Annotated in this window: 26 protein-coding genes and 1 pseudogene; 13 read left to right on the top strand and 14 right to left on the bottom strand. The window is 74.7% G+C overall.

The genetic code is table 11. From position 1 onward, the window contains the following. Window positions 1-128: 128 nt before the first annotated feature. Window positions 129-773, top strand: a complete 645-nt coding sequence (locus tag ACFU9E_RS18930; RefSeq protein WP_380681770.1) for a hypothetical protein — start codon at window positions 129-131, stop codon at window positions 771-773. Window positions 774-777: 4 nt separating this feature from the next. Beyond that, the gene (locus tag ACFU9E_RS18925) at window positions 778-1,443 is read left to right on the top strand and encodes an RES family NAD+ phosphorylase (RefSeq protein ID WP_380715167.1); all 666 of its coding nucleotides are present in this window, start codon (window positions 778-780) and stop codon (window positions 1,441-1,443) included. Window positions 1,444-1,496: 53 nt separating this feature from the next. Here the strand turns inward: ACFU9E_RS18925 and ACFU9E_RS18920 are convergent, their stop codons facing one another. Continuing rightward, window positions 1,497-2,042: a hypothetical protein gene (locus ACFU9E_RS18920; protein ID WP_380689997.1), complete on the bottom strand. Its 546-nt coding sequence runs from the start codon at window positions 2,040-2,042 to the stop codon at window positions 1,497-1,499. A 142-nt stretch (window positions 2,043-2,184) separates the two neighbouring features. Next, the gene (locus ACFU9E_RS18915) at window positions 2,185-2,985 is read right to left on the bottom strand and encodes a siderophore-interacting protein (RefSeq protein WP_380689995.1); all 801 of its coding nucleotides are present in this window, start codon (window positions 2,983-2,985) and stop codon (window positions 2,185-2,187) included. Window positions 2,986-3,202: 217 nt separating this feature from the next. Here ACFU9E_RS18915 and ACFU9E_RS18910 point away from each other — a divergent pair, with 217 nt between their 5' ends. Next, the gene (locus ACFU9E_RS18910) at window positions 3,203-3,571 is read left to right on the top strand and encodes an ASCH domain-containing protein (RefSeq protein ID WP_380689993.1); all 369 of its coding nucleotides are present in this window, start codon (window positions 3,203-3,205) and stop codon (window positions 3,569-3,571) included. 353 nt (window positions 3,572-3,924) lie between these two features. Here ACFU9E_RS18910 and ACFU9E_RS18905 read toward each other — a convergent pair whose 3' ends face one another. Then, entirely contained in the window at window positions 3,925-4,362 is a 438-nt protein-coding gene (locus ACFU9E_RS18905; RefSeq protein WP_380689559.1) for a hypothetical protein, read from the bottom strand. Between the two features lie 36 nt (window positions 4,363-4,398). Next, a complete protein-coding gene (locus ACFU9E_RS18900) occupies window positions 4,399-5,424 on the bottom strand; it encodes an erythromycin esterase family protein (RefSeq protein ID WP_380689561.1) in 1,026 nt (341 codons plus the stop codon). A 79-nt stretch (window positions 5,425-5,503) separates the two neighbouring features. Here ACFU9E_RS18900 and ACFU9E_RS18895 point away from each other — a divergent pair, with 79 nt between their 5' ends. Then, on the top strand, window positions 5,504-6,253 hold the full coding sequence (locus ACFU9E_RS18895; protein ID WP_380689563.1) for a TioE family transcriptional regulator: 750 nt from the start codon (window positions 5,504-5,506) through the stop codon (window positions 6,251-6,253). Between the two features lie 261 nt (window positions 6,254-6,514). Beyond that, complete coding sequence (locus ACFU9E_RS18890) at window positions 6,515-7,288, top strand: ATP-grasp domain-containing protein (RefSeq protein WP_380715165.1); 774 nt, start codon at window positions 6,515-6,517, stop codon at window positions 7,286-7,288. 163 nt (window positions 7,289-7,451) lie between these two features. On the opposite strand, the gene ACFU9E_RS18885 is transcribed toward ACFU9E_RS18890, so the two are convergent. Genes ACFU9E_RS18885 through ACFU9E_RS18875 form a run of 3 tightly spaced genes read right to left on the bottom strand, consistent with a single transcriptional unit; the run spans window position 7,452 to window position 9,394 of the window. Further along, window positions 7,452-8,267, bottom strand: a complete 816-nt coding sequence (locus tag ACFU9E_RS18885; RefSeq protein ID WP_380682404.1) for a class I SAM-dependent methyltransferase — start codon at window positions 8,265-8,267, stop codon at window positions 7,452-7,454. A 43-nt stretch (window positions 8,268-8,310) separates the two neighbouring features. Then, window positions 8,311-9,051, bottom strand: a complete 741-nt coding sequence (locus ACFU9E_RS18880; protein ID WP_380682403.1) for a hypothetical protein — start codon at window positions 9,049-9,051, stop codon at window positions 8,311-8,313. 4 nt (window positions 9,052-9,055) lie between these two features. Next, window positions 9,056-9,394, bottom strand: a complete 339-nt coding sequence (locus ACFU9E_RS18875; RefSeq protein ID WP_380682402.1) for a putative quinol monooxygenase — start codon at window positions 9,392-9,394, stop codon at window positions 9,056-9,058. A 99-nt stretch (window positions 9,395-9,493) separates the two neighbouring features. Here ACFU9E_RS18875 and ACFU9E_RS18870 point away from each other — a divergent pair, with 99 nt between their 5' ends. Further along, window positions 9,494-9,820, top strand: coding sequence for a helix-turn-helix domain-containing protein (locus ACFU9E_RS18870; RefSeq protein WP_355363030.1), 327 nt, complete (start codon window positions 9,494-9,496; stop codon window positions 9,818-9,820). Between the two features lie 22 nt (window positions 9,821-9,842). Here the strand turns inward: ACFU9E_RS18870 and ACFU9E_RS18865 are convergent. From ACFU9E_RS18865 to ACFU9E_RS18855, 3 genes and pseudogenes are all read right to left on the bottom strand, one after another. Then, window positions 9,843-10,088, bottom strand: a pseudogene (locus ACFU9E_RS18865) (GNAT family N-acetyltransferase); the annotation flags it as partial. Window positions 10,089-10,153: 65 nt separating this feature from the next. After that, window positions 10,154-10,729: an SDR family NAD(P)-dependent oxidoreductase gene (locus ACFU9E_RS18860; RefSeq protein ID WP_380682401.1), complete on the bottom strand. Its 576-nt coding sequence runs from the start codon at window positions 10,727-10,729 to the stop codon at window positions 10,154-10,156. A gap of 95 nt (window positions 10,730-10,824) precedes the next feature. Further along, window positions 10,825-11,487, bottom strand: a complete 663-nt coding sequence (locus ACFU9E_RS18855; protein WP_380682400.1) for a zinc ribbon domain-containing protein — start codon at window positions 11,485-11,487, stop codon at window positions 10,825-10,827. A 255-nt stretch (window positions 11,488-11,742) separates the two neighbouring features. Here ACFU9E_RS18855 and ACFU9E_RS18850 point away from each other — a divergent pair, with 255 nt between their 5' ends. The 3 genes from ACFU9E_RS18850 to ACFU9E_RS18840 are packed head-to-tail and all read left to right on the top strand — an operon-like array spanning window position 11,743 to window position 13,340. Next, window positions 11,743-11,961 (top strand): hypothetical protein, encoded by a 219-nt coding sequence (locus tag ACFU9E_RS18850; RefSeq protein ID WP_380682399.1) that lies wholly within the window; start codon window positions 11,743-11,745, stop codon window positions 11,959-11,961. A gap of 24 nt (window positions 11,962-11,985) precedes the next feature. Further along, window positions 11,986-12,513 (top strand): MarR family winged helix-turn-helix transcriptional regulator, encoded by a 528-nt coding sequence (locus ACFU9E_RS18845; protein WP_380682398.1) that lies wholly within the window; start codon window positions 11,986-11,988, stop codon window positions 12,511-12,513. Continuing rightward, window positions 12,510-13,340 (top strand): alpha/beta fold hydrolase, encoded by an 831-nt coding sequence (locus tag ACFU9E_RS18840; RefSeq protein ID WP_380682397.1) that lies wholly within the window; start codon window positions 12,510-12,512, stop codon window positions 13,338-13,340. Before ACFU9E_RS18845 ends, ACFU9E_RS18840 begins: the two co-directional genes overlap by 4 nt. Window positions 13,341-13,346: 6 nt before the next feature. Here the strand turns inward: ACFU9E_RS18840 and ACFU9E_RS18835 are convergent, their stop codons facing one another. Continuing rightward, complete coding sequence (locus tag ACFU9E_RS18835) at window positions 13,347-13,520, bottom strand: hypothetical protein (protein WP_380682396.1); 174 nt, start codon at window positions 13,518-13,520, stop codon at window positions 13,347-13,349. 151 nt (window positions 13,521-13,671) lie between these two features. Further along, complete coding sequence (locus tag ACFU9E_RS18830; protein WP_380682394.1) at window positions 13,672-15,090, bottom strand: helix-turn-helix domain-containing protein; 1,419 nt, start codon at window positions 15,088-15,090, stop codon at window positions 13,672-13,674. A 456-nt stretch (window positions 15,091-15,546) separates the two neighbouring features. Between ACFU9E_RS18830 and ACFU9E_RS18825 the strand changes: the two genes are divergently transcribed. From ACFU9E_RS18825 to ACFU9E_RS18810, 4 genes are all read left to right on the top strand, one after another. Beyond that, window positions 15,547-18,735 carry a M28 family peptidase gene (locus ACFU9E_RS18825; protein WP_380682393.1) on the top strand — a complete coding sequence of 1,063 codons (3,189 nt, stop codon included), beginning with the start codon at window positions 15,547-15,549 and terminating at the stop codon, window positions 18,733-18,735. Between the two features lie 172 nt (window positions 18,736-18,907). After that, complete coding sequence (locus tag ACFU9E_RS18820; protein WP_380682392.1) at window positions 18,908-20,224, top strand: cytochrome P450; 1,317 nt, start codon at window positions 18,908-18,910, stop codon at window positions 20,222-20,224. Between the two features lie 210 nt (window positions 20,225-20,434). Then, window positions 20,435-21,055: a DJ-1/PfpI family protein gene (locus tag ACFU9E_RS18815; RefSeq protein ID WP_380682391.1), complete on the top strand. Its 621-nt coding sequence runs from the start codon at window positions 20,435-20,437 to the stop codon at window positions 21,053-21,055. 191 nt (window positions 21,056-21,246) lie between these two features. After that, window positions 21,247-21,690 carry a hypothetical protein gene (locus ACFU9E_RS18810; protein ID WP_380682390.1) on the top strand — a complete coding sequence of 148 codons (444 nt, stop codon included), beginning with the start codon at window positions 21,247-21,249 and terminating at the stop codon, window positions 21,688-21,690. A 119-nt stretch (window positions 21,691-21,809) separates the two neighbouring features. On the opposite strand, the gene ACFU9E_RS18805 is transcribed toward ACFU9E_RS18810, so the two are convergent. Together ACFU9E_RS18805 and ACFU9E_RS18800 are read right to left on the bottom strand one after the other, a co-directional pair. Continuing rightward, window positions 21,810-22,484 carry a response regulator gene (locus ACFU9E_RS18805; RefSeq protein WP_380682389.1) on the bottom strand — a complete coding sequence of 225 codons (675 nt, stop codon included), beginning with the start codon at window positions 22,482-22,484 and terminating at the stop codon, window positions 21,810-21,812. Window positions 22,485-22,588: 104 nt separating this feature from the next. Then, complete coding sequence (locus tag ACFU9E_RS18800) at window positions 22,589-23,863, bottom strand: sensor histidine kinase (protein ID WP_380682388.1); 1,275 nt, start codon at window positions 23,861-23,863, stop codon at window positions 22,589-22,591. Between the last annotated feature and the right edge of the window lie 90 nt (window positions 23,864-23,953).

Below are 23,953 nucleotides of genomic sequence, written 5' to 3'. Positions count from 1 at the left end.
CCGAGATCACCGCCCGCGGAGCCCCGCGACGCGCTACCCTGGCGGACGGCCGACAGGCGCGCAGCAGAGCTGCAGAACAGCAGATCGGACCGGGAGCGGGACCGGGAGCGGGCGGGGGGTGAGGGACGATGGTGCCGGAGGACGTACTGGCAGCCCTGCGTGAGCACTGGGGCGAGATCTGGGAGCTCCTCGACGAGCCGTCCCGGGCCGGGCTCCGGGCGCTCGCCGCGGACACGACCGGCGATCCGGAGCGCATCGCGCGCAAGGTCCAGCGACTGGTCCGCGCCGCCCTTCCCGACGGGCACCCGGTGCGCCGGCTCCTCGACGACAACGTGCGCTACGCCCGGGGCGGCGGCGACGTGACTGCGTCCGGTACCAGGGTGGTCAGCGTGGGCAACCTCGGGGCGGTGCTCCTGGGGCCGCCCACGCCGCCCGACGACGCCGACGACTGGCTGCTCGCCGCGGACTCCGTCACCGCCGCCGACTACCGGGCGGGCGGGCACGACCCCGCCGACCCCGACCTCATCCGGCTGACCGACCGCCAGGGCACCATCCGCCTCCCGTCCTTCCAGTTCGACGACGACTCCGGCCGCCCGCTGCCCGTCGTCGTGGCCGTCAACCGCCTGCTCGACGCCGACGACGACCCGTGGGGCGTGGCGGACTGGTGGCTGGGCGCCAACGCCTGGCTGGACGCCGTGCCCGCCCGCCTGCTGGGAACCGCCGGTGAGCACACGCTGCTCGCCGCCGCCCGCGCCGAGATCGCGGAGTGGTGAGGGCATGCCCGACGTGAAGGTCCCCGCCCCGACCGTGCGCGCCACTCCGCACCGCGACATCCTGCCCGCCGGCACCGTCCTGCACCGCGTGCACCTGGCGGCGTACCCGGCCACCGCGTTCAACCCGAACCCCTCCGACACCCACTACGAGGGCGGCCGGTTCTGCTCCTACCAGGGCGACGGCGCCCACCTGCCGTACCTGTACGCCGGGTTCTCCGAGCGGACGGCGGTGATGGAGACGCTGGTGCGCGGCGTCCCGTTCGACGAGCGCGGCTGGCGGCGGATCCGGCGCGCCGCGGTGCGGGGCAGGGTGCTGTCGCGGATCGAGACCACCTGTGACATCCCGTTGGTCGGCCTGATGACGCTCGACCAGCTCGCGGCCGTCCACCAGGACGAGTGGCTGATCCACTCCACCCCCGAGGCCTACCCGCACACCCGCCGCTGGGCGGCCTGGATCCGCGGCCAGGCGCCGTGGGCGCACGGCCTGCGGTGGCCGTCCAAGCGGGACCTGGGGAGCAGCGCCTGCATCCTCTACGAGCGCGGCGACGCGCCCGCCATGGTCAAGCCGGCGGGCCCGGCGCCGGTCGCGCTGGACACCGCCGAGGGCGCCGAACTGCTCAACCGCCTCCTCGCCCCGGCCCGCACCCGGATCGACCCGCCGCGCCGGTAGGGCGCGGCGGGACTCCGGCGTTCCGGCGTCACCCCTTCACGGCGCTCACCGGGTCACGGGCAGAGGCGGCCCGGGCGGCACTCGGGGTCGGTCGGGTCGGAGCCGCCGGGTCGGTAGTTGGACCACCAGAGCGGGGTGCTGCCCGAGTAGACGACCAGGTTGCCGCTGTTCTGGACGGCGAGGTAGGCGCCCGGGTGGTACGGCGTCCGGCTGTTCCAGACGGCGCGCATGCCGGCGTCGTACGCGACGAGGTTGCCGTCCGCCTGCATGTAGAGGTAGGTGCCGACGCCGTACGTGCCGACGGCCGTCCAGATGGCGACGTTGTTCTTGTATAGCACCACATGCCCGTCCCACTGCTGGTACAGCACGGTGCTGCCGTCGGGCGAGGACCAGCTCTCGCCGCGGTTCAGGCCTGCGGTGCCGTGGATGACGGTCTGGTCGGCGTCGGACACCGCGGCGGCAGCCGGGGCGGCGGGGGCGCTCGCGGCCGGGGCGCCGTCGGCGGCCTGGGCGGCCGTACCGCCCAGCAGTCCGGCCGCCATCAGCACGGCACCGAGGGCGACACCGGTACGGGGGACGAGGGAACGCGCGATCCTCATGACGGACACTCTCCTCAGGTCACTTCTCCTGGTGGCGGGTTGCCTCGAAGAGTCTCACCGCGCGCGGGGCGGCCGGGCAAAGGTCTTCGACGCTCCTCGAATCCGGACTCGACCCCGTCGGGCCGTTCGGGCCGTCCCCGCCTCACTCCGGGTCCGCCTCCACCGGCTCGTCGGCGCGCTGGTCCGCGGTGCGGCCGAGCCGCCAGTAGCCCATGAAGCAGACGGCGTGCCGGTCGTAGCCGCGTTCGCGCACCAGGTGGCGGCGCAGTTCGCGGACGGCCGCCGCCTCGCCCGCGATCCACGCGTACGGCGTGCCGCCGGGCAGTTCCGCGGCACGGACGGCGTCGGGGAGGGCGGGGGTCCCCGGGGTGCCCCGGTGCAGCCAGGTGATGTCGGTGTCCGGGCGGCCGGCGGGCAGATAGGCGTGTTCCTGCGGCCCTTCGACCTCGGCGAAGACCTTCACCGGCAGGCCCACGGGCAGTTCGCCGAGGATCGCGGCGACGGCGGGCAGCGTGGACTCGTCCCCCGCGAGCAGTACCCAGTCCGCCCCGTCGGGCAGCCGGAACTCGACGCCGCCGGCCTCCTCGACCGCCGGCCCGTAGACGATCACCCGGTCGCCGGGCGCCGCCGTCACGGCCCAGCGCGAGCCCGGTCCGTGGTCGCCGTGGACGGCGATGTCGATGTCGACCTCGTCGGGGTCGCGGCGCCGCGCGCCGACGGTGTAGGTGCGCAGCACCGGGCGGACAGCGGGGTCCATCGCCCGCCAGCTCCGGTACCAGCCGAACTCCTCCTCGCCTTCGGGCACCAGGGGTTCGGTCTGCCCGGGGCGGGGCAGCAGGAGCTTCACCCGCTGGTCGAGCCCGCCGTTGACGAATCCGGCGAGGGCGGGGCCGCCGAGGGTGATGCGGGCCATGTGCGGGGTGATCCGGGCGGCCCGGACCACCTGGAGCGGGAAGAGCAGGAAGCGCGCGGGGGCGGTGGTGCTGGTCAGGACCGTCTCCTCTCACCTGAATTTAGGTAAGGCTAACCTGTCTAACGAGGTGTTCGCCTCCGCCCGGCCACCCCGGACCCCTTATCGTCGGATGGAGACGATCAACCGGTCGGCGGCGCTCGGAAGGGACGATGGCGGAATGTGGCCACGGGTCAATGGCATGCGGTCGATGGAACTCGGCACTCCCGGAGGACTCCGGGCCAAGCTGAACTCCCTGGCCCTGGCCGGTCGGAAGACCGCCACCACCGGCCTGCTGGCGGAGTACGCCGAGGAGGTGGAGGGCCTGGAGTACCCCGGTGAGCGGCTGGTGCTGCTGGACGACGACGGACGGTCGGTCGGGGTCATCGAGATCACCGGCGTGGAGGTGAAGCCGTTCGCCGAGGTCACCTGGGAGCACGCCCGGGCGGAGGGCGAGGGCGATGCCTCGCTGGAGGAGTGGCGCGCCGGGCACCGCGGTTACTGGGAGCGGGCAGGCAGCCGCGTGGAGGACGACACGCCCCTGGTCTGCCTGGCCTTCCGCCTGGTCGAGGCCGCGTGACCGGCGTCAGTCGGCCAGGAAGCCGGTGACCAGGTCGCGGAAGGCCGTCGGCTCGTCGACCCACGGCCAGTGCCCGCTCCCGGCGAGCACCTCCAGTCGACCGGCCGGGTAGCAGGCCGCGTGGGGGCGGGGCTTGTCGCCCCCCCCCCCCCGGCCCTCGCCCCCGCCGCCCACCCGCCCGGGGGGGGGGGCGGCTGCCCGGCGGCCGTTGCGGCCGCCGCGGCGGCCTCATCGGCCGGCCGGACGTAGAGGGCCTCACGCAGCCACGACGGCGGCTGCGTCCCGCGCCGGGACCGCCACACCCGCGCAGGCGGCGGCGAGTTGGCCATGCGCGGGGAGGTCGACCGTCTCCGTCAGTAACGCGCGACCCAGGCCGCGGTGCTGTTCATCACCTCGGTGGCCTCCTGGGTCGGGGATCCGGTGAGGAGGTTGCCGGTCTGCGGGTCGTAGGCGCTCAGGCCGGTTTCCTCCTCCACGATCACGGCCAGGGCGCGCACCAGCGCCATCACCCGCTCCGCCTGCTCGCCCTGGTGCCAGTAGGGCACGTTCATCATCACGTCCGCGCCGCGCACCCCCAGCTGGAGGCCGGACGGGCCGTGGTCGAGGCTGAGCCACCGCTCGTTCCCGCCGACCTCCGCGTCACCCAGCAGTTCGAGCGCCCTCGGGGTGATCCGCTGCCATGCGTCGGCCAGGTCCTGCGGAACGGTCGTCCGCTGGTCGCTGCCGTCGGCCGCGATCGCCTCCCACAGGGGGTACCGGCGCAGGTCGAGGAAAGACACGTCGTAGCTCATGGGTGTTCACCGTAGAGGCAGCCTCCGACAACCGGCTCAGCCCGTCTCGGAATCACCGCCCTCGACCTCCAGCAGGAGATCGGCGTCGGCGGGCGGAGACTCCTCCCCCACCGGCTCCAGCCGCCACGGCCCCGGTCGGCCGAGGCCTCCCGCCACGAAGAAGTACTCCTCCCCGCCCACCAACGCGGCCACGATCCGGCCGGCTCCGTTCCAGGTCACGTCCTTCTCTCCCATCCGCCACACGCTCGGGTTCTGCCGGAGGTGGGCGTCGTGGGCGAACACGAACGTCCCACCCCGCCCGGCCTCCAGGCTCCGGATGTCGAGCAGGTTTCGGGCCATGATCTCGTCCCTGGCCCCCAGCAGCCCCGCGAGCCGATCGCTCGGCTCCATCGGCCGCGCCGCCTGCCGGTGGTACCTCAACAGCCCCGCCCCCGCCGTCAGGTACGTCCTCGCCACCTCCCACTCCGCCCTCGACGTGGCCGCGATCAGCTCCGCCGCGCGGGCGTGCAGCAGGCCGAGCAGATCGTCGGCGACCGCCCGCAGCCGGTCCGCCTCCGGCGAGGCGCCCGGCGACATCGCCGCGTCCATCACCGCCTCCGTCCGGCTCCACCGCTCGTCGTCGCCGACCAGGGCCGCCACGTCCAGGTCGATCCCCAGGTAGGCACGGGCGTGTTCGAGGTACGGGCGGGGGCTCGGGGCCGACGCGTTCTCGGTGGGGGCGTCGAAGCCGTGGAACGCCAGCCGCTCCTCCGCCGGCCGGGTGCGGTTGTACTCGCGCATCCACGCCACCAGCCGACGGTTCGGCTCCTGCTCGCCGAAGCCGTGGGTGAAGCCGTCCCGCATCACGCCCTCCAGTGACCCCACCCCCTCCCGGACGAAGGCGTCGACCGTCAGCGCCGCCACCCGGTCGGTCTCCAGCACGATCGACCGGAAGCCGTGCCCGACCAGCTGGGCGAACAGTTCGTTGCGGGCCCGCCCGAAGGCCGGCTCCCGGTGCGTCGGCTCCCCGTACGCCACCAGGCCGCACGACGAGGGCAGGAAGTCTCGGATGTCCTGTGTCATGAGCCTCAAGCGTATCTCTGAAAGACCGGTTGAGACTTTTGCGGTTCTCGGCCCGAGGAATCTCTTATAAAGTCTCAAAGTGGTCAGCAACCCTGGTAACCCCGGCAACCCCGGCGGCAAGCGGACGGCCCTGCGCCCCGCCGACCTCGCACGCGAGCACGGCCTCTCCCCCCAGGCCGTCCGCAACTACGAGCAGGACGGCTTCCTCCCGCCCGCCGAGCGGACGGCCACCGGGTACCGGATCTACACCGAGCTGCACGCGACGGCGCTGCGCACCTTCCTCGCGCTCGTGCGGGCCTACGGGCACCGGACCGCCGGCGCGATCATGAACGCCGTGCACGACGGCCGGACCGACGACGCCCTGACCGCCGTCCACGGCGGGCACACCCAGCTGCTCCGCGACCGCGAGACCCTCACCGCCGTCCGCGCGGCCGTCGACCACCTCGCCACCGCGGCCGTCCCCGGGGACACCGGGGAACCCACCGGCCCCCTCCCCCGCAGCATCGGCGAACTCGCCCACCGCCTCCGACTGACCCCCGCCACCCTGCGCACCTGGGAGGCGGCGGGCATCCTCCGACCCGCCCGCGACCCCGCGACCGGCTACCGCGTCTTCCACCCGAGCGACGTCCGCGACGCCGACCTCGCCCACCTGCTGCGCCGCGGCGGCCACCGGCTCCAGGACATCGCGGCGGTCGTCGAGCAGATCCGCACGGCCGGCGGCACCAGCGCCCTCGGCGCCACCCTCGCCGGCTGGCAGCAGCGGCTCACGGACCGCGGCCTGGCGATGCTGAACGCCGCCTCGCACCTCCACAACTACCTCGTGAGGTAACGGGTTTCCTCATTCGCACACCGAAGTCGACAACTCCTTCCCCCTGGCGCCGACCGGCTCGGCGTACTCGCACAACGGTCAGTAGGCCGGCGTTCGGCATCGCCGGCGACACCCGCCAGGCCCGGCCACCAGGAGTCGCGGCCCGACCGTCGGGCCGCGTCGCGGGCGTCTCGACCGGCTTCCGCAGCACGCCCACCGACGTGCCCGGCCGGCGGAAATCCGCTGGCCGGGGCCACCGGACGCAGGCCACCATGGGGCGCCATGACGCTCCTGATGCTCGCGCCCCGGATCAATGAGACCGGACTCCAGCTGCTGACCCGTGCCCGGCACCGTGGGCTGCGGGCGCACACCGCCGTGCGGTGGGAGGTCCCGGCCGGGCTCGCCGGGTTGCGGCCCGCGCACCTGTACGGCGGGCCGCTGTTCGCGGACGTGGCCGCCGGGGTGTTGGACATCCTGCCGCTGGAGCCGCCCGCCGACTGGCTCACCGTGCTGCCCGCCGAGCTGCTCGCCCGCCGGGTGGAGTGCACCTCGCTGGCCGAGGCGCGCCGGCTGCGCCGCCCGGCCTTCCTCAAGCCGCCGGTCGACAAGCTGTTCCCGGCCCGGGTGTACCCCGACGGCAGCGGCCTGCCCGGGCCGGACGCGCTCGACGACGACACCCTCGTGCTGGTCAGCGACGTGGTCGCGTTCGCGAGCGAGTACCGCCTGTTCGTACTGGACGGCGAGGTGCGCGCGGCGAGCCGCTACGCGGTCGCGGGTTCGCTCGCCGTCTCACCCGAGGTCGGGCCGGACGTGCTCGCCTTCGCGGCGGACGTCCTGGCGACGGGCGGCCTGCCGAGCGCCGTCGTGGTCGACGTCGGCCGGCTGGACGACGGCGGCTGGGCGGTGGTCGAGGCCAACCCGGCCTGGGCGAGCGGCGGTTACGCCTGCGACCCGGACCGGGTCCTGGACGTCGTCCTGCGCGCGGCCGGTCCCGCCGGCGCGCTCGCCCCGGCGGACCTCGGCTACGCGCGCCCGGTTCCCGAGGTCGTCCGATAGGTCCTGCCTCAGACGCATTCGAGCGGGCGGTGCGGTCCCTCCGGCGGCTCGATCACGATCGTGTCGCCGGGGCGGACCGTACCGCCCTCCCCGACCACTCCCATGAGATGTGGGACGTGGTGCAGACCCGCGTCGTCAACGGGCCGCCCCCATCGGCGCGGGGTCAGTCGCTCGCGGCGGCCGGGGGCTCCGGGACCTCGACGACGAAGAAGAGGAAGCTCATCTTGGTCGAGAGGTGGTGGAAGTCCTTGGGGAACAACTCGCGCGCGGCCGGGTCGGGTTGGGGTTCGCTGAGGGTGGTGAGGCGGAAGCCGGCGGCGGTGAAGGCGTCGGTCATCGCGTGCAGCGGGCGGCGCCAGAAGGTCACCGGGTAGGTGCGGCCGTCGAACGTCCACTCGTCGGTGTAGCTGGTGGTGGCGAAGTAGTCGGGCCGGGGGTTCTGGATCGCGTAGTCGACGAACGGGTGCTGGACGGAGGCGATCAGGCGGCCGCCGGGCCTGAGCACCCTGCGCATCTCGGCGAGCGTCGGCCCCCAGTCCTCCAGGTAGTGCAGCACCAGCGAGGCGACCACGTCGTCGAACGCCCCGTCCTCGAAGGGCAGTCGGTCGCCCAGATCGCCCACGTGCAGGTCGGCGTCCTCACCGAGGCGGCGGCGGGCCAGCTCCAGCATGCCGGCGCTGGAGTCGATGCCGCTGACGACGGCACCGCGCTCGCGCAGCTCGGCGGAGAGGGCCCCCGAGCCGCAGCCGGCGTCCAGGATCCGGCGGCCGGTCACGTCCCCGGCGAGGGCGAGGATCGCCGGCCGGGCGTGGTAGGCGTTGAGGAGGTTGTTCTCGGTCTCCGCCGAAAACGCCTCGGCGAAGCCGTCGTAGTCGTTCACCCGGGCCGGGGCGGGCGGCTCGGGCTCGACGGAGAGCTCGGCGGGCGGCTCCTCGGAGAGCTCGGCGGGGGTCTCGGGCGCGTCGGTCAAGCGGTCCATCGTCGCAGCCTAGCCTGCCGCGGCGGGCCGGGGCGGGCGGTCGTCAAGGCCGGGGCGCGGGGCCGTCCGTGACCGTGGCCGCGACCTGACGCAGCACCGCCGTCGAGGACGGCATGACCGCGTACCAGGTGTTCGCGGTGTCGTCCTCGACCGGCGCCCAGGCGGCCACCACCGGGAGTTCGCAGTGGTCGCCGGGCTCCAGGGGCGGCAGGGTCCACGTCATGTCGGGGCGGCCGCTCGCGTCGACGCCCCAGGTGGTGAACGAACGCGCGTACACCTCGTCCAGCAGCGCCGTCCAGCGCCGGGGGGCCTCGCGCGCCTCGGCCGCCCCGCAGATCGCCTCCTCGTCGTGGCCGCCGACGGTGAGGCGGGTCCGCTCGTCCTCGACCGTGAACGCGGCGAGCGCCTGGCCGCCGTTCCAGTCCGAGTCGGCACCGGCGGGGAGCGGCGTGGGCAGCGACGCCGAGAACCGCACCCGCCGCAGCGGCTCCCGGGCGTCGATCCGCCAGACGGCCGCCCGGCAGTCGGTCAGCGGCCCCCAGGTCCCGGGGTCCAGCTCCGGGTCGTACCCGGTGAGCAGCAGTTCGACGCGGGCCGAGGGGCGGGTCCAGCGGGCGATCAGGCGGCCGTCCGGGCCGGGCAGCGTGAAGAGCTCGTCGGGCCGTGCCGGGAGGAGGGCGGTGTCCCCGAGCTTCGTCTCGAAGGCGAGCGGGCCGAACGGCGTGTCGACGGTCGGCCGGAACGGCGGCCGCAGGCGGATGCGCGGGACGGCGGGGAGCAGCATCGCGTCAGCGTACCGGGGCGATGCGCTGCTCGGGCGACTCGTAGGGGCTGTGCATGGTGAGCCAGCGGATCTCCAGGTCCCGCTCCAGGTAGTCCATCCGGTGCTCCCAGAAGTCGCGCATGTGGGGCAGGGCGAGGTGGGCGTCCAGGTCCTCCTCGCTGCGCCAGGCCTCGTAGAAGACGAAGACGCCGGGGGCGTCGCGGTCCTCGTGGAAGTGGTACTCCAGGCAGCCGGGCTCCTGGCGGGTCGGCTCGACGAAGGAGAGCAGGAGCCGACGCAGGTCGTCGACGCGTTCGGGCTTGGGGCGGGCGGTGCCGACGAGGGTGAAGGGCTGCTGGGTCACGGCGGGTCCTTTCGGGAGGTACGAGTGATCTCGTACCTCGGGACCGTAGGCGACCGGAGAGGTACGATGCAAGTCATACCTGAGCGGAGGTGGACGACGATGCCCGACGACGAGGGGCACCCGGACACGGCGGAGATCGAGCTCGGCCGCGTCCTGGCGGCACTGGCCGACCCGCTGCGGCGGCGTGTCGTGCGGGAGCTGGCCGCCGGACCCGAGGACGGCGCGCGCACGTGCAGTTCCTTCGCCCTGCCGGTCGGCAAGGCGACGGTCACCTACCACTTCCGCACGCTGCGCGAGGCCGGGCTGGTCCGCCAGGTCGACCGGGGCAACAGTCGGATGGCCACCCTCCGTCGCGCCGACATCGAGCAGCGCTTCCCCGGCCTGCTGGCGATCCTCACGGCCGAGGAGCCACCGGCGGCGGAGTGACCGGAGTGACGTGAGTGACCCGTCAGGGCCGGGGCGGCGCGATGCGGAACAGGACGTTGCGGCGCAGCGGGCCCTCGGGCGCGCCGGGGTCGTCGAAGTCCTCGGACGGATCCGTGGTCATGCCGAGCCGGCGCACCACCGCCTGGGAGTGGAGGTTGCCGGCCGTGGTGACGGCGAGGATCTCGGGCAGGGCGAGGGCCTCGAAGCCGAAGGCGAGGACCGCTCGCGCCGCTTCGGTGGCGTAGCCGTGCCCCCAGGCGGTCGGTGCGGAGGTCGGTCATGCCGCCCGGCCGAGGTGGTCGCACGCTCGGGGGCAAGCGGGTTTCGCCGGTGTCACGTCGACGTCGGCTCAGCCGTGCTCGGCGGCACGCTCGCGGTCGCGGAGCCACCGGGGGAAGTCGGTGGCGACGACGCGTTGGTCGTGGACGCCGGCGGCCTCCGGGGAGGCGAGCCAGACGACGGGCGGGCCCATGACGGCGGGGTCGAGGAGCTCCCGGCCGGCGGGGCGGTCATCCTCGGGCAGCATGCCGGTGGCGGTCGGGCCACCAGGAAGTAGCCGGTGAGGTTGGTGTCGACCACGGCGCGGAAGGCGTCGGGCGGCACCTCCCAGAAGCCCCGGGGCCGGGTCATGAAGCGCGGGTTGACGGTCCTCACGCCGAGGCCGGCGTTGCTGACCAGCAGGTCGATGCCGCCGAGCCGCGACCACGCCGGATCGACGGCCCGCGCCACCGACGCCTCGTCGCGCACGTCCGGTTCGAGGCCGATCGCCCCCGGCAGGCCGGCCGCCGTCCCCTCCGCCCGTCGCCCGGTGCGGCCGGTCAGCGCGACCGCCGCCCCCGCCGCGGCCAGGGCGGAGGCCATCGCCGGCCCCAGCCCGCTCGTTCCGCCGGTGACCAGTGCCTTCGTCACGACGGGGAGGCCAGGATGTGGAGTGCGCTCGAAGTCAAGCGAGCCGGGCCGGCGGGCCGGCGATGGATCGACGGTCGGCGTCGGCCCGGCGGCCGTCAGCGGCGCGTCCCACAGGTCGGACAGAACGCGGCCCCGTCCGGCAGCTGGGCCTGGCAGCCGGTACAGGCGGACGGCTGGGCCAGTCGGAACCCGCAGCCCGCGCAGAACGCCGTCCCGTGGGTCTCGGCCCGGCACTGCGGGCAGACGAGTTGGCGCGGAGTGGTGACGTCGTACGCCTGCCCCGCCTGCTGGCCGACCTGGTACGCCTGCTGCGACACCATGTCGTTCAGACCGCGCTGCTGGGCGGCGACGGCCTCCGCCGCGGTGTCGGGGGAACAGCCCAGGCACAGGCCCTGGGCGCTGTTCCAGCACCGGCCGCACACGTAGTGGGTGCAGCGCGCGCAGCGGTTGAAGTGCGACTCGGCGTTGCCGATCGCCCGCTGGAAGGCGGCGTCCCGGGAGGTGCCCCAGTTGGCGCCGGCCAGGCCGTCCGCGGCGTTGGAGATGCTGTTGCTCGCGGTGCCGCCTATCAGGTTCCAGGCCGCGCTCACGCCCTTGCTCAGCCAGCCGGCCATCTGGCCGGTGGTGAACGCCTCGAACGGCGAGCGCCAGGTGTCGTAGCACCGGGCGCAGGAGAACTCGAACTGGAACCCGGCTCCCGTCCCGTGCTGCTCGCTCAGGTCCCGGTAGTTGTTGCTGAAGTAGATCTCGCCGCTCATCGTCCGTTCCACCCAGTTCGCCTGTTGACGCGTCCAGCCGTTGGACGCGCGCCGCCGTCCCGCCGGTTCTGCCCGATGGTGCGGATGGGCCTGGTGGGACTGCCGCACAGGCTATAGCGGGCCGCGCCGCGTCCGGGCGGGCGGACTGCGTGGCGAGACGAGACGGGGCGATCCCGGTCACGCCGGGAGGCGGGTGCGCGCCCGGCGGCGGAAATGCGGTGGCCCCACCGCCCACCGGGGCGGTTCACTGCCCGGATGAACACCACACTGCGGGAACGGCTGCCCGCCGAGGGGCGCACCGAGGTCGACCGACTGCTCACCGGCGGCCACAACCGTGTCCTGGCGATCGTCGCGATTCGGGAGTGCGCCGACGCGCCGGCACCCGGCATCCACGCGTGCATGGACCTGCTCACGTGGCGCCTCGACGCACTGGGTCTTCTTCCGGCACCCGAGCCGCGCGAGGTTCACAGATGACACCTCCAGTGTCATGATGACAACATGAGTGTCAGTCAGGGGAACGGCGGCGGCGGTCCGCCCGTGGAGAGGCTGCTGCACGAGGTGATCCGGCGGCTGTGGCCGGTGCACCGGGTGGTCGTGCGGGCGGTCGAACGCGGGCTGGCCGGGACCGGCATGACCGCCGGGCAGCACGCGGTGCTGGACGCGCTGCGGCGCGGCGGGCCGCGGACCGTGCCGCAGCTGGCGCGGGCGCTGGACCTGGACCGGCAGCCCGTGCAGCGGCTGGTGAACGACGCCAAGGCGCTGGGGCTGGCCGAGACCGTCGCCAATCCGGAGCACCGGCGCTCCTCGCTGGTGCGGCTCACCGCGCGGGGCGAGAGCGTGCTCGCCCGGGTCCGGACCGCCGAGCACGAGGCGCTGCGGCGCCACCTCGGCGATCTGGACCCGGAGGAGGTCGCCACCGCCCTGCGGGTGCTCGACCGGCTCGGCGAGGTGTTCCAGGAGCTGGAGCGAACGGCCGAGAAGCGCCATCGAAACGACCGGAACGATCAAGGAGCGGACGGAACATGACCGAAGCGCGCACCGGAACCGCACCCGTCACGGACGGCGAGCTGTCCTACGAGGTCGCGGAGGGCGCCGGACCGGCCGTCGTGCTGCTGCACGGCGGCCTGCTGGACCGGCACAGCTGGGACGAGCAGTTCGCCCGGCTCGCCGCCGCCGGCCGGCACGTCGTGCGCTACGACGCCCGCGGACACGGCCGCTCCTCCACCGTCGGCGGCGACTACGCCCACCCCGACGACCTGCGGGCCCTGCTCGCGCACCTGGACGTGCCGCGCGCCGTGCTGGTCGGGCTCTCGCTCGGCTCCCGGATCGCGCTGGACACCGCGCTCACCCACCCCGCGTCCGTGGCGGGCCTGGTGCTCACCGCGCCGGGTGTCAGCGGACGGCCGTTCACCGACCCCTTCGTGGCCCACCACACGGAGCAGCAGATCGCCGCACTGGGCGCCGGCGGCGAGCAGGGCGTGGGCCGGTTCGTGGAGCACTTCCTGCGGATGTGGGCGGACGGCCCGCACCGCTCCCCCGCCCAGGTGGACGGCACGCTGCGGGAACGCCTGCGCGCCTCGGTGACCGCCAACGTGCTGCGCCACGCGGCCGGCTTCGGCGCCGGGCGGGCGCGGGAGGCCGGCGCGGCCGGGCGCCTGGGCGAGCTGACGGTGCCGACGCTGGTGCTGACCGGCGAGCTGGACGGCGCGGACATCCTGGCCAACGCCCGCGCCGTAGCCGACGGTGCCCCGCACGCCCGCGAACTGGCCCTGCCCGGCGCCGGGCACATGGTCCCGCTGGAGCGCCCGGACCTCTTCGAACGCGAGCTGGACGCCTTCCTCGCCGCCCTCTGACAGCCCCTACCGTCCGTCGGCCGTCGCCGTGACGGACCTCGCCGGCACGCCGACGGTCAGGACGGCGCCGCCGAGCAGCAGGCCGATCGAGCCGAGGACGGTGAGGGCGCCGACGCCGAACGCTCCCCCGACCAGGGCGACGCCGGAGCGGCTCGGCCGGGCGGTCCCGGACGGGTTCACGGTGCTCTCCTTCTGCGGTGCCGAGCGGTGCACCGCGAAGGGTGTCCGGGAAACGCGTCGGTCGCCGCGGCGGGCGCGTACCGGTCCGCGCACCGCTTGGCGGCGATCGGGCAACAGCCCCGCAACGGCCGGGGCGGTGCCCCCGGCCCGCTCAGCCCGCGAGGCCGTGGCCGACCAGGCGGCCGCGCAGGCCCGCCAGCTCGCGCCGGACCAGCGGCGGCAGCCCGGCCTCGCCGTCGCCCGCCGCCAGGACCGACCGGACCAGTTCGGCGGCGGCCCGCGGATCGTGCGCGATCAGGTGACAGTCGGCCACCCGGACGGTGAACAGCAGGCGCAACGAGGGAAGTTGGTCCGGCGCCAGCAGGGCGAGCGCGGTCTCGGCGGCGTGCACGGCGCGCCGGGCGAGCCGGGGGTCGTCGACCGCCGCGGCGGCGTCGCGCAGGGCGGCGGCGGCGCCCGCCTCGACCCGCAGCCGCATCGAGGCGATGGAGAGCCAGGCGGCGTCGGCCTCGTCGTGGACCCCGATGTGGTCGAGGTGGTGGCGGGCGCGGGCGATGTGGCGGACGGTGGACCGCACGTCGCCGGTCATCGCGTGGGCGCGGGCCAGGCCGATCTGGCCCATCGCGCCGGCCCAGTGCCGGGCGGGGGCGACCCGGACGATCTCGTGGGCGTAGCCGAGGGCCGCGCCGGGGTCGCCGTCGAGGCGGGCGAGGAAGCTCATGTCGCTGAGCGCGGCGACCTGGGTGGCGGCGTCCTCGGCGAGTTCGGCCCAGCCGAGGGCGCGGTCGAAGCAGGCCATCGCGGTGGCGTTGCGGCCGTCCTGCATGCGCAGCGCGCCGGCGGCGTGGGCGTACTCGCCGGCGAGCCGGGCGAGCGGGCGGCGGGCGGGGCCGGCCGGGTGGGCGGCCAGGCGGCGCAGGACGACGCGCAGGGTGTCCTCGACGGCCTCGGTGCCGGGGCCGTCGGCGCTGTCGCCGGCCCGCAGGTGGGCGGCGAGCAGGCCGGCGAGGGCGTGCACGGTGTCCGGGTCCAGCGGTGGCGCGGCGGCCGGGTCGGCGGCGCGGAAGGCCGCGTGCAGGACGGCGAGGTCGGCCGGCGGGGGGACGTCGCAGCCCGCGGCGTCGTGGAGCGGACAGAGCAGCCCGTAGTCGGGTAGGCGGACCGGCAGTTGGGGGGCCAGGCCGGGCGGCAGGGCGGGGACCAGGGCGGCGACGGGCGGGCCGGGCAGCGGGGCACGGGTCCAGTCGCCGGGGGCGGTCGGCGGCGCGGCGGGGGCGGGGCCGGCCGGCGGCCCGGCCGGGACGGGTAGCGCGCCCTCCTCGGCGAGCCGGCAGGCGTCGCGCAGTTCGCCGCCGGCGAGCAGCAGGTCGTCGAGGCGGTCGGCGATCCGGGGGCTGGTACGGCGGGTGCCGTGTTCGAGCTTGCTGACCGCGGTGTGGTCGTAGCCGATCTCGGCGCCGAGCTGGGCCTGGGTGAGGCCGGCGCGACGGCGCCACTGGCGCAGGCGAAGCCCGAAGGCCCGCCAGGCCTCGTCCTCGGCGGGCTTGGTCGACGCCCGGTTCCGGTGCACGGGGCTGCCCTCCCGAGTGCGTTCCGGGCCCTCCCGGTAGGGAGGTCCGCTGAGGAGGACGGTACTGGACGAGGACCTCCGGCGTACATGAGATGGTCTCAACCACTTTCGGTTACTGGTCTCTACCTCTTCTCCCTTTGGTCTCAACCTCTTCACGCACCGGCCCCGGCCTCCCCCGCCGCCCCGGGCCGGGCCCGGCCGCCGCCCCCGACCTGCCCGGACGCCGCGTCAGACCTCAATTCCCGTTCTTGAAAAGGTTCCTGACGCCACTTGACGGAACTTGCCAACCGCCCTCCCCGCACGTCCGGACCGTTGACCGGGCCATGACGGCGTGTGAGGGTTCCGGCACCCGAGCGCGGACGCCCGCACACAGCCGCCCCCCAAACGGCCCCGCGGTGAGCGCCCTGACGGCACACCGTCCGCGATCGAGCACCCCCACGTTCGAGGAGCCTCGGAATGAAACGCAGATTGCTGACGGCGGGCACCACCCTGGCCGTCGTGGCCGGCATGCTGACCGCCACCGCGGTCGGCCAGGCCGCCGCCGACCCCGGTCCGGCCGTCTCGGCGCCGCCCAGCGCCCTGGCCGCCGCCGTCAACGCCGCCGACCAGGCGGCCGCGGCGGGCCTGGACGCCCTGGCCAAGGGCCCGGACGAGACCTATGAGCGCCAGTCCGTGACCCCCTGGCTGGGCGGTCTCTACTCGGTCGCCTACCAGCGCAGCTACAAGGGCCTGCCGGTGGTCGGCGGCGACGCCGTCGTGCTCGCCGACGGCCAGGGCAAGGTCCGCGGGCTGCAGGCCGCCTCCTCCGGCCCGGTGGGCGTGCCCACCACCGCGCTGGTCAGCGCCGCCAACGCGGAGAAGACCGCACGCACCAAGCTGGCCGAGGTCGACGGCGTGCAGTCCCGCCGCCTGGTCGTCCGGGTCCAGGACGGCGCCGGCCGGCTCGCCTGGGAGACCGTGCTCACCGGAAGCAACGGCAGCGCCCCGAGCACCCTGCACGTCTTCGTCGACGCCCGCAGCGGCGAGGTCATCGACAGCTACGACGACGCGCGCGCCGGCACGCTCAACTCCAAGTGGAACGGCCCGAACCCCACCATCAACACCACGGGTTCCGGCAGCTCCTACTCGCTGCGCGACCCCAGCCGCCCGGGCCTGAGCTGCGCCGACAACGCCACCGGCCAGGTCTTCACCAAGTCCTCCGACTCCTGGGGCACCGGCAGCCCCACCAGCAAGGAGACCGGCTGCGGCGACGCCATGTTCGCGGCCCAGAAGGAATGGGACATGCTCCGCGACTGGCTCGGTCGCAACGGGCACGACGGCAACGGCGGCAGCTGGCCCGTCAAGGTCGGCCTGGCCGACGTCAACGCCTACTGGGACGGCTCCTCGGTCTCCATCGGCCACAGCAACGCCAATGAGTGGATCTCCTCGATCGACGTCGTCGGCCACGAGTTCGGCCACGGCATCGACCAGTTCACCCCCGGCGGCGCCAACAACGAGAACGGCCTGGGCGAGGGCACCGGCGACATCTTCGGCGCGCTCACCGAGGCCTACGCCAACCAGCCCGCCCCGTACGACAGCCCGGACTACCTCGTCGGCGAGATGATCAACCTCGTCGGCAGCGGCCCGATCCGCAACATGTACAACCCCTCACTGGTCAGCAACAACCCCAACTGCTACTCGGCCTCGATCCCGAGCACCGAGGTGCACGCGGCCGCCGGCCCGCTCAACCACTGGTTCTACCTGCTCGCCGAGGGCTCCAACCCCGGCGGCGGCAAGCCCACCAGCCCCACCTGCAACAGCTCCTCGGTCACCGGCGTCGGCATCAAGGACGCCGGCCGGATCTTCTACGGCGGCATGCTGCTCAAGACCAGCGGCATGACCTACAAGCGCTACCGCACCACCACCCTGACCGCCGCCAAGAACCTCGACCCGAGCTGCAACCTGTTCAACCGCACCAAGGCCGCCTGGGACGCCGTCAGCGTCCCCGCCCAGAGCGGCGACCCGACCTGCACCGGCCAGGTCAGCGACTTCTCGATCTCGCTGAACCCGGGCTCCGGCCAGGTCCAGGCCGGCTCCTCGGCCACCGCGACGGTCGGCACCCAGGTGACCCAGGGCAGCGCCCAGAGCGTCAACCTGACCGCCTCCGGCGCCCCGAGCGGCGCGAGCGTCAGCTTCAGCCCGTCCTCGGTGCAGACCGGCGCCTCCGCCACGATGACCGTCTCCACCAGCGCGACCACCGCGCCGGGCAGCTACGTCATCACGGTCACCGCCACCGGCCAGGCCACCCACACCGCGCAGTACACGCTGACGGTCGGCGGCGGCAACCCCGGCGGCAGCGCGCCCGACATTAGCGTCACCAACGTCCAGGCGCACCTGGCCCAGCTCAACAGCATCGCCTCGCAGAACGGCGGCAACCGGCGCACCGGCACCAGCGGGTACAGCCAGTCGCTGGCCTACGTGAAGGCCAAGCTCCAGGCGGCCGGCTACCAGGTCAGCGAGCAGACCTGCGGCAGCTGCAGCTACACCGCCAACAACCTGATCGCCGACTGGCCCGGCGGCCCGTCCGACCAGGTCACCATGTTCGGCGCGCACCTGGACGGCGTCAGCGCCGGCCCGGGCATCAACGACAACGGCTCCGGTTCGGCCGTCCTGCTGGAGAACGCGCTCGTCCTCGCCCAGCAGAACCCGACCCTGACCCGCCACGTGCGGTTCGCCTGGTGGACCGGCGAGGAGCAGGGCCTGCAGGGCTCGCAGTACTACGTGAGCCAGCTCAGCTCCGCCCAGCGCAGCGCCATCAAGGGCTACTACAACTTCGACATGGTCGGCTCGCCCAACGCCGGCTACTTCATCAACAACGTCAACTCCACCACCTCGGCGCCGATGAAGGCGTACTGGGACTCGCTGAACCTCCAGCCGGAGGAGAACGTCGAGGGCCAGGGCCGCTCGGACGACGCCTCGTTCCAGTCGGCCGGCATCCCGACCTCGGGCTACGCCGCGGGCGCCAGCGCCACCAAGACCTCGGCCCAGGCCGCGAAGTGGGGCGGCACGGCGGGCCGCGCGTACGACTCCTGCTACCACTCGTCGTGCGACACCACCAGCAACATCAACGCCACCGTGCTGGACCGCAGCGCCGACGGCGTCGCCTACACCCTGTGGAAGACCTCGGTCGGCAGCGGCCCGATCCCGACCAACGACTTCTCGGTCTCGGTCGACCCGGCCACCGGCAACGTCAAGCCGGGCGCTTCCACCACCGCCACGGTGAGCACCCAGACCACCTCCGGCTCCGCCCAGACGGTGAACCTCGCCGTCTCCGGCGCGCCGGCCGGGGTGACCGCCTCGGTCAGCCCGTCCTCGGTGCAGTCCGGCGGCTCCGCGACGCTGAGCATCGCGGTCGGCTCGTCGGTCCCGAACGGGACGTACAACCTGACCGTGACCGGCACCGGTTCGGTCTCCCACACCAGCAGCTACTCGCTGGTGGTCACCTCCGACCCGGGCCCCGGTGGCGGCACCTGGACCCCGGGCACCACGTACCAGGCGGGTGACGTCGTCACCTGGAACGGCGTGAGCTACCGGTGCCTCCAGGGCCACACGGCCCAGGTGGGCTGGGAGCCCAACATCGTCCCGGCCCTCTGGCAGGCGATCTGAGCGGACCGGATCGTCTCCGGGACGGGATAAGGGCGGTGCCGCGGTTCGTCGAGGGGGACGGACCGCGGCACCGCCGCACGTTCGGGCGGCGGTCCGGCGCGAGCGCGGCGCGAGCACGGCGGCTGACGTAGAGTCGGCGCGGTCCGTCCGTCGCCGACCGAGGAGAGCTGCTGTGACCACGACCGCGAACCCCGGCTCATCGCCCGCAGCGCCCGTGCCCGAGCTCGCGCCGGCCGAGGTCGCCGAGTGGCGCGCCGAGGAGGCCGAGCTGATCGAGCTGCTGGCCCGCACCCGGCAGCGGCTCGGCGGCGTCGCCGCCTTCCGGATCGGCCCGCGGCCCACCGTCCTGGTCACCGACCCCGAGGCCGTCCAGCACGTCCTCGGCCGGCACCCCGAGCGCTACGTCAAGCGCTCGCACCGCGCCCGGATGCTCGCCGGGGACGGCGTGCTCTCCGCGACCGGCGATGCCTGGAAGCGCCAACGGCGCATGCTGCAGGCCCAGTTCACCGGCCCCGGGATGCGCCGCTACGAGCAGCGGATCGCCGCCGCGGCCCGCCGCACCGCCGACCGATGGGCCGGGTACGCGCACACCGGCGAGCGCGTCGACATCGGCGAGGAGATGCGCCACTTCGCCCTCGACACCATCTGGCGCGCGCTCACCGGCCACCCGCTGGACGCCGCCACCGAGCGCGAACTCGACCGCGTCCCCGCCGTCGTCGCGGCCCTCCCCCAACTGCCCGACGGCGCAAGGGCCCACGACGCCGTCGCCGGTGACCTGGCCCGGATCGACGCCGTCGCCCACGCCGCCATCGAGGCCGCCCGCCGCCGCGAGGACGGCCCCGACGGCCCCGGGGTGCTGCGCGACCTGCTCGACGCCGCCGAGCACCACCCCGAGTACACCGACCGGCTGATCCGCGACGAGCTCGTCACCCTGCTCGTCGCCGGCCACGAGACCACCGCCACCACCCTCACCTGGCTCTACCTGCTGCTCGACGCCCGCCCCGACGCCCGGGCGTGGGCCCTCGCCGCCGGCCCGGAGGGCTCACCCGAGCGGCGCGAGGCGGTGCAGGCGCTGGTCGGCGAGACACTGCGGCTCTACCCGTCCGCGTGGATCCTCCCCCGGCACGCGCTCACCGACGACACCCTCGCCGGCCACCACGTCGAGGCCGGCACCGACCTGCTGGTCTGCCCCTACCTCACCCACCGCGACCCGGCCCTGTGGCCCGACCCCGAGCGCTTCGACCCCACCCGCTTCACCGCGGACGGCACCCGCCCCGCCCAGCTCGGCGCCTACTTCCCCTTCGGCCTGGGCGCCCGCGCCTGCCTGGGCACCCAGTTCGCCCTGCGCGAGTCCACCGCCCTGCTCGAACTCCTGCTGCCCGCCCACACAGTGGACTTCCTGAGCATCCCGGCGGGCGCCGTCTGGGGCATCACCGTCCGCCCCGACGGCCCGACCCCGGCGGTCCTGACGGCAGCCACCGGCGGCTGAGTTCCGCAGCAGCGGCGCGGCTGGGCGGCCGGGGACACCGGCGGGCCCTCGACGGCGTCGCGTGCGGGGCGGCGCCCCGGCTCGCCGGCGGGCCGGGGGCCGAGCGTGCGAAGGACCGCCCGGGCCGTCGTCGGACGGACCGAGCGCGCCGGGTCGGCTCCGGTGCCTCCGGTGATTCCGCCCGACCGGTCGGTCGCTATGCTGCGGAGCATGGACATCGTGATCCCGCTCTTCGAGGGCTTCGAACCGCTCGACGCGATCGGACCCTACGAGATCCTCGCGCTCGTACCCGGTGCCACCGTCCGTTTTGTCACCGCCGAACCGGGGCTGGTGCGGGACACGTTCGGCGCGCTGCCGGTGCGGGTCCCGACCGCGTACTCCGAAGTGGAGCGCTGCGACGTCCTGCTGATCCCGGGCGGGGGCGGCATCCGGCCCATGCTCGCCGATCCCGCCTTCCTCGACTGGGTGCGCCGGATCCACGCCGGCACCCGGTTCACCACCTCGGTCTGCACCGGTTCCGTGGTGCTGGGCGCGGCCGGTCTGCTGAAGGGCCTGACCGCGACCACGCACTGGGCGGCGACCGCCGAACTGGAGTCCCACGGCGCGGTCTACACCGCCGACCGGGTGGTCCGCCACGACCGGCTGATCACCGCGGCCGGGGTCTCCTCCGGCATCGACATGGCCGTCCGGCTGGCCGCCCTGCTCACGGACGAGGTCACCGCCCAGGCGATCCAGCTCTGCACCGAGTACGACCCGCAGCCCCCCTTCGACACCGGCTCGGTGGAGAAGGCCCCGGCCGAGGTGCTCGCCCGCGCGCAGGAACTCGGCTAGGAGCGTGTTGCGCCCCTACGGCGCGCAGCAGGAGCGCGCGCCCCGGGCGCACGCCCACACCTCTCCCGTCGCGGAGGCGTAACGCGGGCGGCGGGTGGAACAGTTGGAGACCGGGAGCGGCGGCCGCGTCAGGCACGCCGCTCCCCCGACCGCTGTCCCGCAAGCCCCACCGTTCGCACAAGGACGTGCCCATGAGCGACGACCCCGCCGGCCTCGCCGTCACCGACCAGATCAGGGCCGCGGGCGACCACGCCGAACGCCTGCTCATCGCCGCGGGACGCCCCGCCCCGGTCCGGACCACGCCCGACCGCGCCGCGCCGTGGTTCCGCGAGACCCGGGCGGTGATGCTCCGGGCCGAGGCGGACGGCACCCTGCGCCACTGCGACCACCTCACCGCCCCGCAGCCGACCGTCGTGCTGGCGGAGGCGGCGGACCGGCTGGTCTGCTGGGACTGCTACACCAAGGCGCAGGCCCTGCGTTGCTGCCACATCTGCGGCGGCCCGGCGGGGACGAGGTCGCTGTACGGCGGCGTCGAGGCGGTGATCCGCGGCCCGGCGGCCGTCTACTCGCGCGTCGTCTGCCGGTCCTGCGCCGAACCGGCCGGCCCCCGCGGCACCTTCGGCAACGGCGGCTGACCCGCGGGGACGAGCGCGCCCGGGCGGCGCCGGGAAGCCTCCTCCGAGCGCCCCCGCTGTCCGCCGGAGCTCCCGCGCAACGGCCCCGACGTGCCGCCCGGGGGTGCGGCGGAGACCGGTCAGACCCGGTGGCGCGGGGTGAGCAGGCCGCTCTCGTAGCCGATGATCACCAGCTGGACCCGGTCCCGGGCGTCGAGCTTGTCCAGCAGATGACCCAGGTGCGTCTTCACCGTCGCCGCGGAGACGTGCAGTTCCTGCGCGATCTCCGCGTTGGACCGCCCGGCGCCCACCAGTTGGAGCACCTGCCGCTCCCGGCCGGTCAGACCGTCCAGCGCGGGCGGCGGACCGGCCGGTTCGGTGGCCGGATGCCGGCAGAACTCCGAGATCAGCCGGCGGGTGACACTCGGCGAGAGCAGGCTCTCCCCCGCGGCCACCACCCGGATCGCGTGCAGGAGGTCGGCCGGCGGGATGTCCTTGAGCAGGAAGCCGACGGCTCCGGCCCGCAACGCCGCGAAGACGTGCGCGTCCAGGTCGAACATGGTGAGCATCAGGACGCGCACGCCCGGGTGCCGCGCACAGATCGTCCGGGTGGCCTCGATGCCGTCCGTCCCGGGCATCCGCACGTCCATCAGCACCACGTCGGGCCGCTGCTCGGCGACCAGCTCGATCGCGGCGGCGCCGTCCGACGCCTCGCCGACCGCGGTCAGGCCGGGTTCGGCGTCGATCAGCATCCGGAAGCTGCCGCGCAGCAGCGCCTGGTCGTCCACCACCAGGACACGGACGGGCTCGGTCACACGGTCCTCCACACGATCGTCGTTCCACCCCGGCCGCGGGGCGATGGGCAGGGCGGCCGGCCGGGCTCACCCCGGACCCGGGCGGTTCGTCGCGCCGGTCCTGATCAGGGCTCCTGACCCACCGGCACCAGGGCCCGGTAGGGCAGGTCGGCCCGAACGGCGAAGCCGCCGCCGGTCAGCGGGCCGGCCTCGAAGCGTCCGCCGAACAGCTCCACCCGCTCCCGCATGCCGATCAGACCGTGGCCGTGGCCACCGCGGTGCCCGGCCGCCTCCTCGGTCCCGTACCGGGTCGGGTGCCCGCCGCCGCGGCCGGAGCGCCGGGCACCGCGGACCGCGGCGGCGCCCTCGTCGGTCACCTCGATCCGCAGCTCCCGTCCGTCGGCGACCAGCTCGACCCGGCAGCGGGTCGGGCCGGCGTGCTTGAGCACGTTGGTCAGCGCTTCCTGCACCACCCGGTACGCCGAACTCTGCACACCCTCCGGCAGGTCGGCGGTTCCCTCGGTGCGCAGTTCGGCGGTGAGCCCGGCCGCGGTGGCACCGGCCACCAGCTCGGGAAGCGCGGCGAGCCCGGGCGCCGGCCGCAGTCCGTCCAGGCCGTCGGCCTCCGGTCCGGACTCGCCGGCCCGCAGGACGCTGAGCATCTGCCGCATCTCGCTCAGCGCCGAGCGGCTGGAGGTCTCGATCACCCGCAGCGCGTCGCCGGCCCCCTCCGGGTGGGTGGCCAGGAGGTGATTGGCCACCCCGGCCTTCACCGCGATCACCCCCACGTGGTGCGCCACGATGTCGTGCAGCTCCCGGGCGATCCGCAGCCGTTCCTCCGCCACCGCCTCCGCGGCGACCCGCCGGGCCGACCGGGCGGCGTGCGCGCGCCGTTCGCGGACCGCACGGCCCAGCACCCAGGCCATCCCGGCCACGGCCAGGCCCGCCAGGTGGAGCACGACGTCCTGCCCACCACCGCTCGGGACGCCCGAGACCAGGAGCAGCACCAGCACACCGCCGCTCACCGCGCCGATCGCGGGGGTGGGCACCCGCCGGGCCGGACTGGTGACGGCCACCTGGTAGAGCGCGAAGGCCACCCCGAGGAACGGCTCCCGGACGGTACCGGCCGCCGAGGCCACCACCGAGGCCGCCGTGACCACGGCGCAGACCGCCGCCGGGCGGGCCCGGCGCAGGACCAGCGGCAGTCCCATCGCGGCCGCGAGGGCGAGCCGGACCGACCATCCGCCGTGGGAACTCCACGCCGGACCCGGCAGGGCCAGGAAGAGCGCCGTCAGCGCCACCGCCACCAGGCCGTCGGCGGCCGCCAACTCGCCTCGGCTCAGCGGGCGGACAGCACCGTCGCGGTACGGTGTCCGCCAGGTCGGGGGGAGTCGGGCCATGCGCCCACCGTATCCGCCCGGGCGGGCCTGCGCCTCGGCCCCGGGAATGACCGACCGTGGTAGGAGACGGCACCGGTGGAGCCCGCCGTC

Origin of the sequence: Kitasatospora sp. NPDC057595, from assembly GCF_042800875.1 — a bacterium.
Lineage (GTDB): Bacteria > Actinomycetota > Actinomycetes > Streptomycetales > Streptomycetaceae > Kitasatospora.
The sequence above is the reverse complement of the archived record's forward strand: the minus strand, read 5'-3'. Positions and strand labels throughout refer to the sequence as shown.

Bases quoted from the DNA above. Each gene is read 5' to 3' on its own strand.
- ACFU9E_RS18930 (WP_380681770.1), top strand. From the start codon at position 129: ATGGTGCCGGAGGACGTACTGGCAGCCCTGCGTGAGCACTGGGGCGAG.
- ACFU9E_RS18925 (WP_380715167.1), top strand. From the start codon at position 778: ATGCCCGACGTGAAGGTCCCCGCCCCGACCGTGCGCGCCACTCCGCAC.
- ACFU9E_RS18920 (WP_380689997.1), bottom strand. From the start codon at position 2,042: ATGAGGATCGCGCGTTCCCTCGTCCCCCGTACCGGTGTCGCCCTCGGT.
- ACFU9E_RS18910 (WP_380689993.1), top strand. From the start codon at position 3,203: ATGGAACTCGGCACTCCCGGAGGACTCCGGGCCAAGCTGAACTCCCTG.
- ACFU9E_RS18905 (WP_380689559.1), bottom strand. From the start codon at position 4,362: ATGAGCTACGACGTGTCTTTCCTCGACCTGCGCCGGTACCCCCTGTGG.
- ACFU9E_RS18900 (WP_380689561.1), bottom strand. From the start codon at position 5,424: ATGACACAGGACATCCGAGACTTCCTGCCCTCGTCGTGCGGCCTGGTG.
- ACFU9E_RS18890 (WP_380715165.1), top strand. From the start codon at position 6,515: ATGACGCTCCTGATGCTCGCGCCCCGGATCAATGAGACCGGACTCCAG.
- ACFU9E_RS18885 (WP_380682404.1), bottom strand. From the start codon at position 8,267: ATGGACCGCTTGACCGACGCGCCCGAGACCCCCGCCGAGCTCTCCGAG.
- ACFU9E_RS18880 (WP_380682403.1), bottom strand. From the start codon at position 9,051: ATGCTGCTCCCCGCCGTCCCGCGCATCCGCCTGCGGCCGCCGTTCCGG.
- ACFU9E_RS18870 (WP_355363030.1), top strand. From the start codon at position 9,494: ATGCCCGACGACGAGGGGCACCCGGACACGGCGGAGATCGAGCTCGGC.
- ACFU9E_RS18855 (WP_380682400.1), bottom strand. From the start codon at position 11,487: ATGAGCGGCGAGATCTACTTCAGCAACAACTACCGGGACCTGAGCGAG.
- ACFU9E_RS18850 (WP_380682399.1), top strand. From the start codon at position 11,743: ATGAACACCACACTGCGGGAACGGCTGCCCGCCGAGGGGCGCACCGAG.
- ACFU9E_RS18845 (WP_380682398.1), top strand. From the start codon at position 11,986: ATGAGTGTCAGTCAGGGGAACGGCGGCGGCGGTCCGCCCGTGGAGAGG.
- ACFU9E_RS18840 (WP_380682397.1), top strand. From the start codon at position 12,510: ATGACCGAAGCGCGCACCGGAACCGCACCCGTCACGGACGGCGAGCTG.
- ACFU9E_RS18825 (WP_380682393.1), top strand. From the start codon at position 15,547: ATGAAACGCAGATTGCTGACGGCGGGCACCACCCTGGCCGTCGTGGCC.
- ACFU9E_RS18815 (WP_380682391.1), top strand. From the start codon at position 20,435: ATGGACATCGTGATCCCGCTCTTCGAGGGCTTCGAACCGCTCGACGCG.
- ACFU9E_RS18810 (WP_380682390.1), top strand. From the start codon at position 21,247: ATGAGCGACGACCCCGCCGGCCTCGCCGTCACCGACCAGATCAGGGCC.
- ACFU9E_RS18800 (WP_380682388.1), bottom strand. From the start codon at position 23,863: ATGGCCCGACTCCCCCCGACCTGGCGGACACCGTACCGCGACGGTGCT.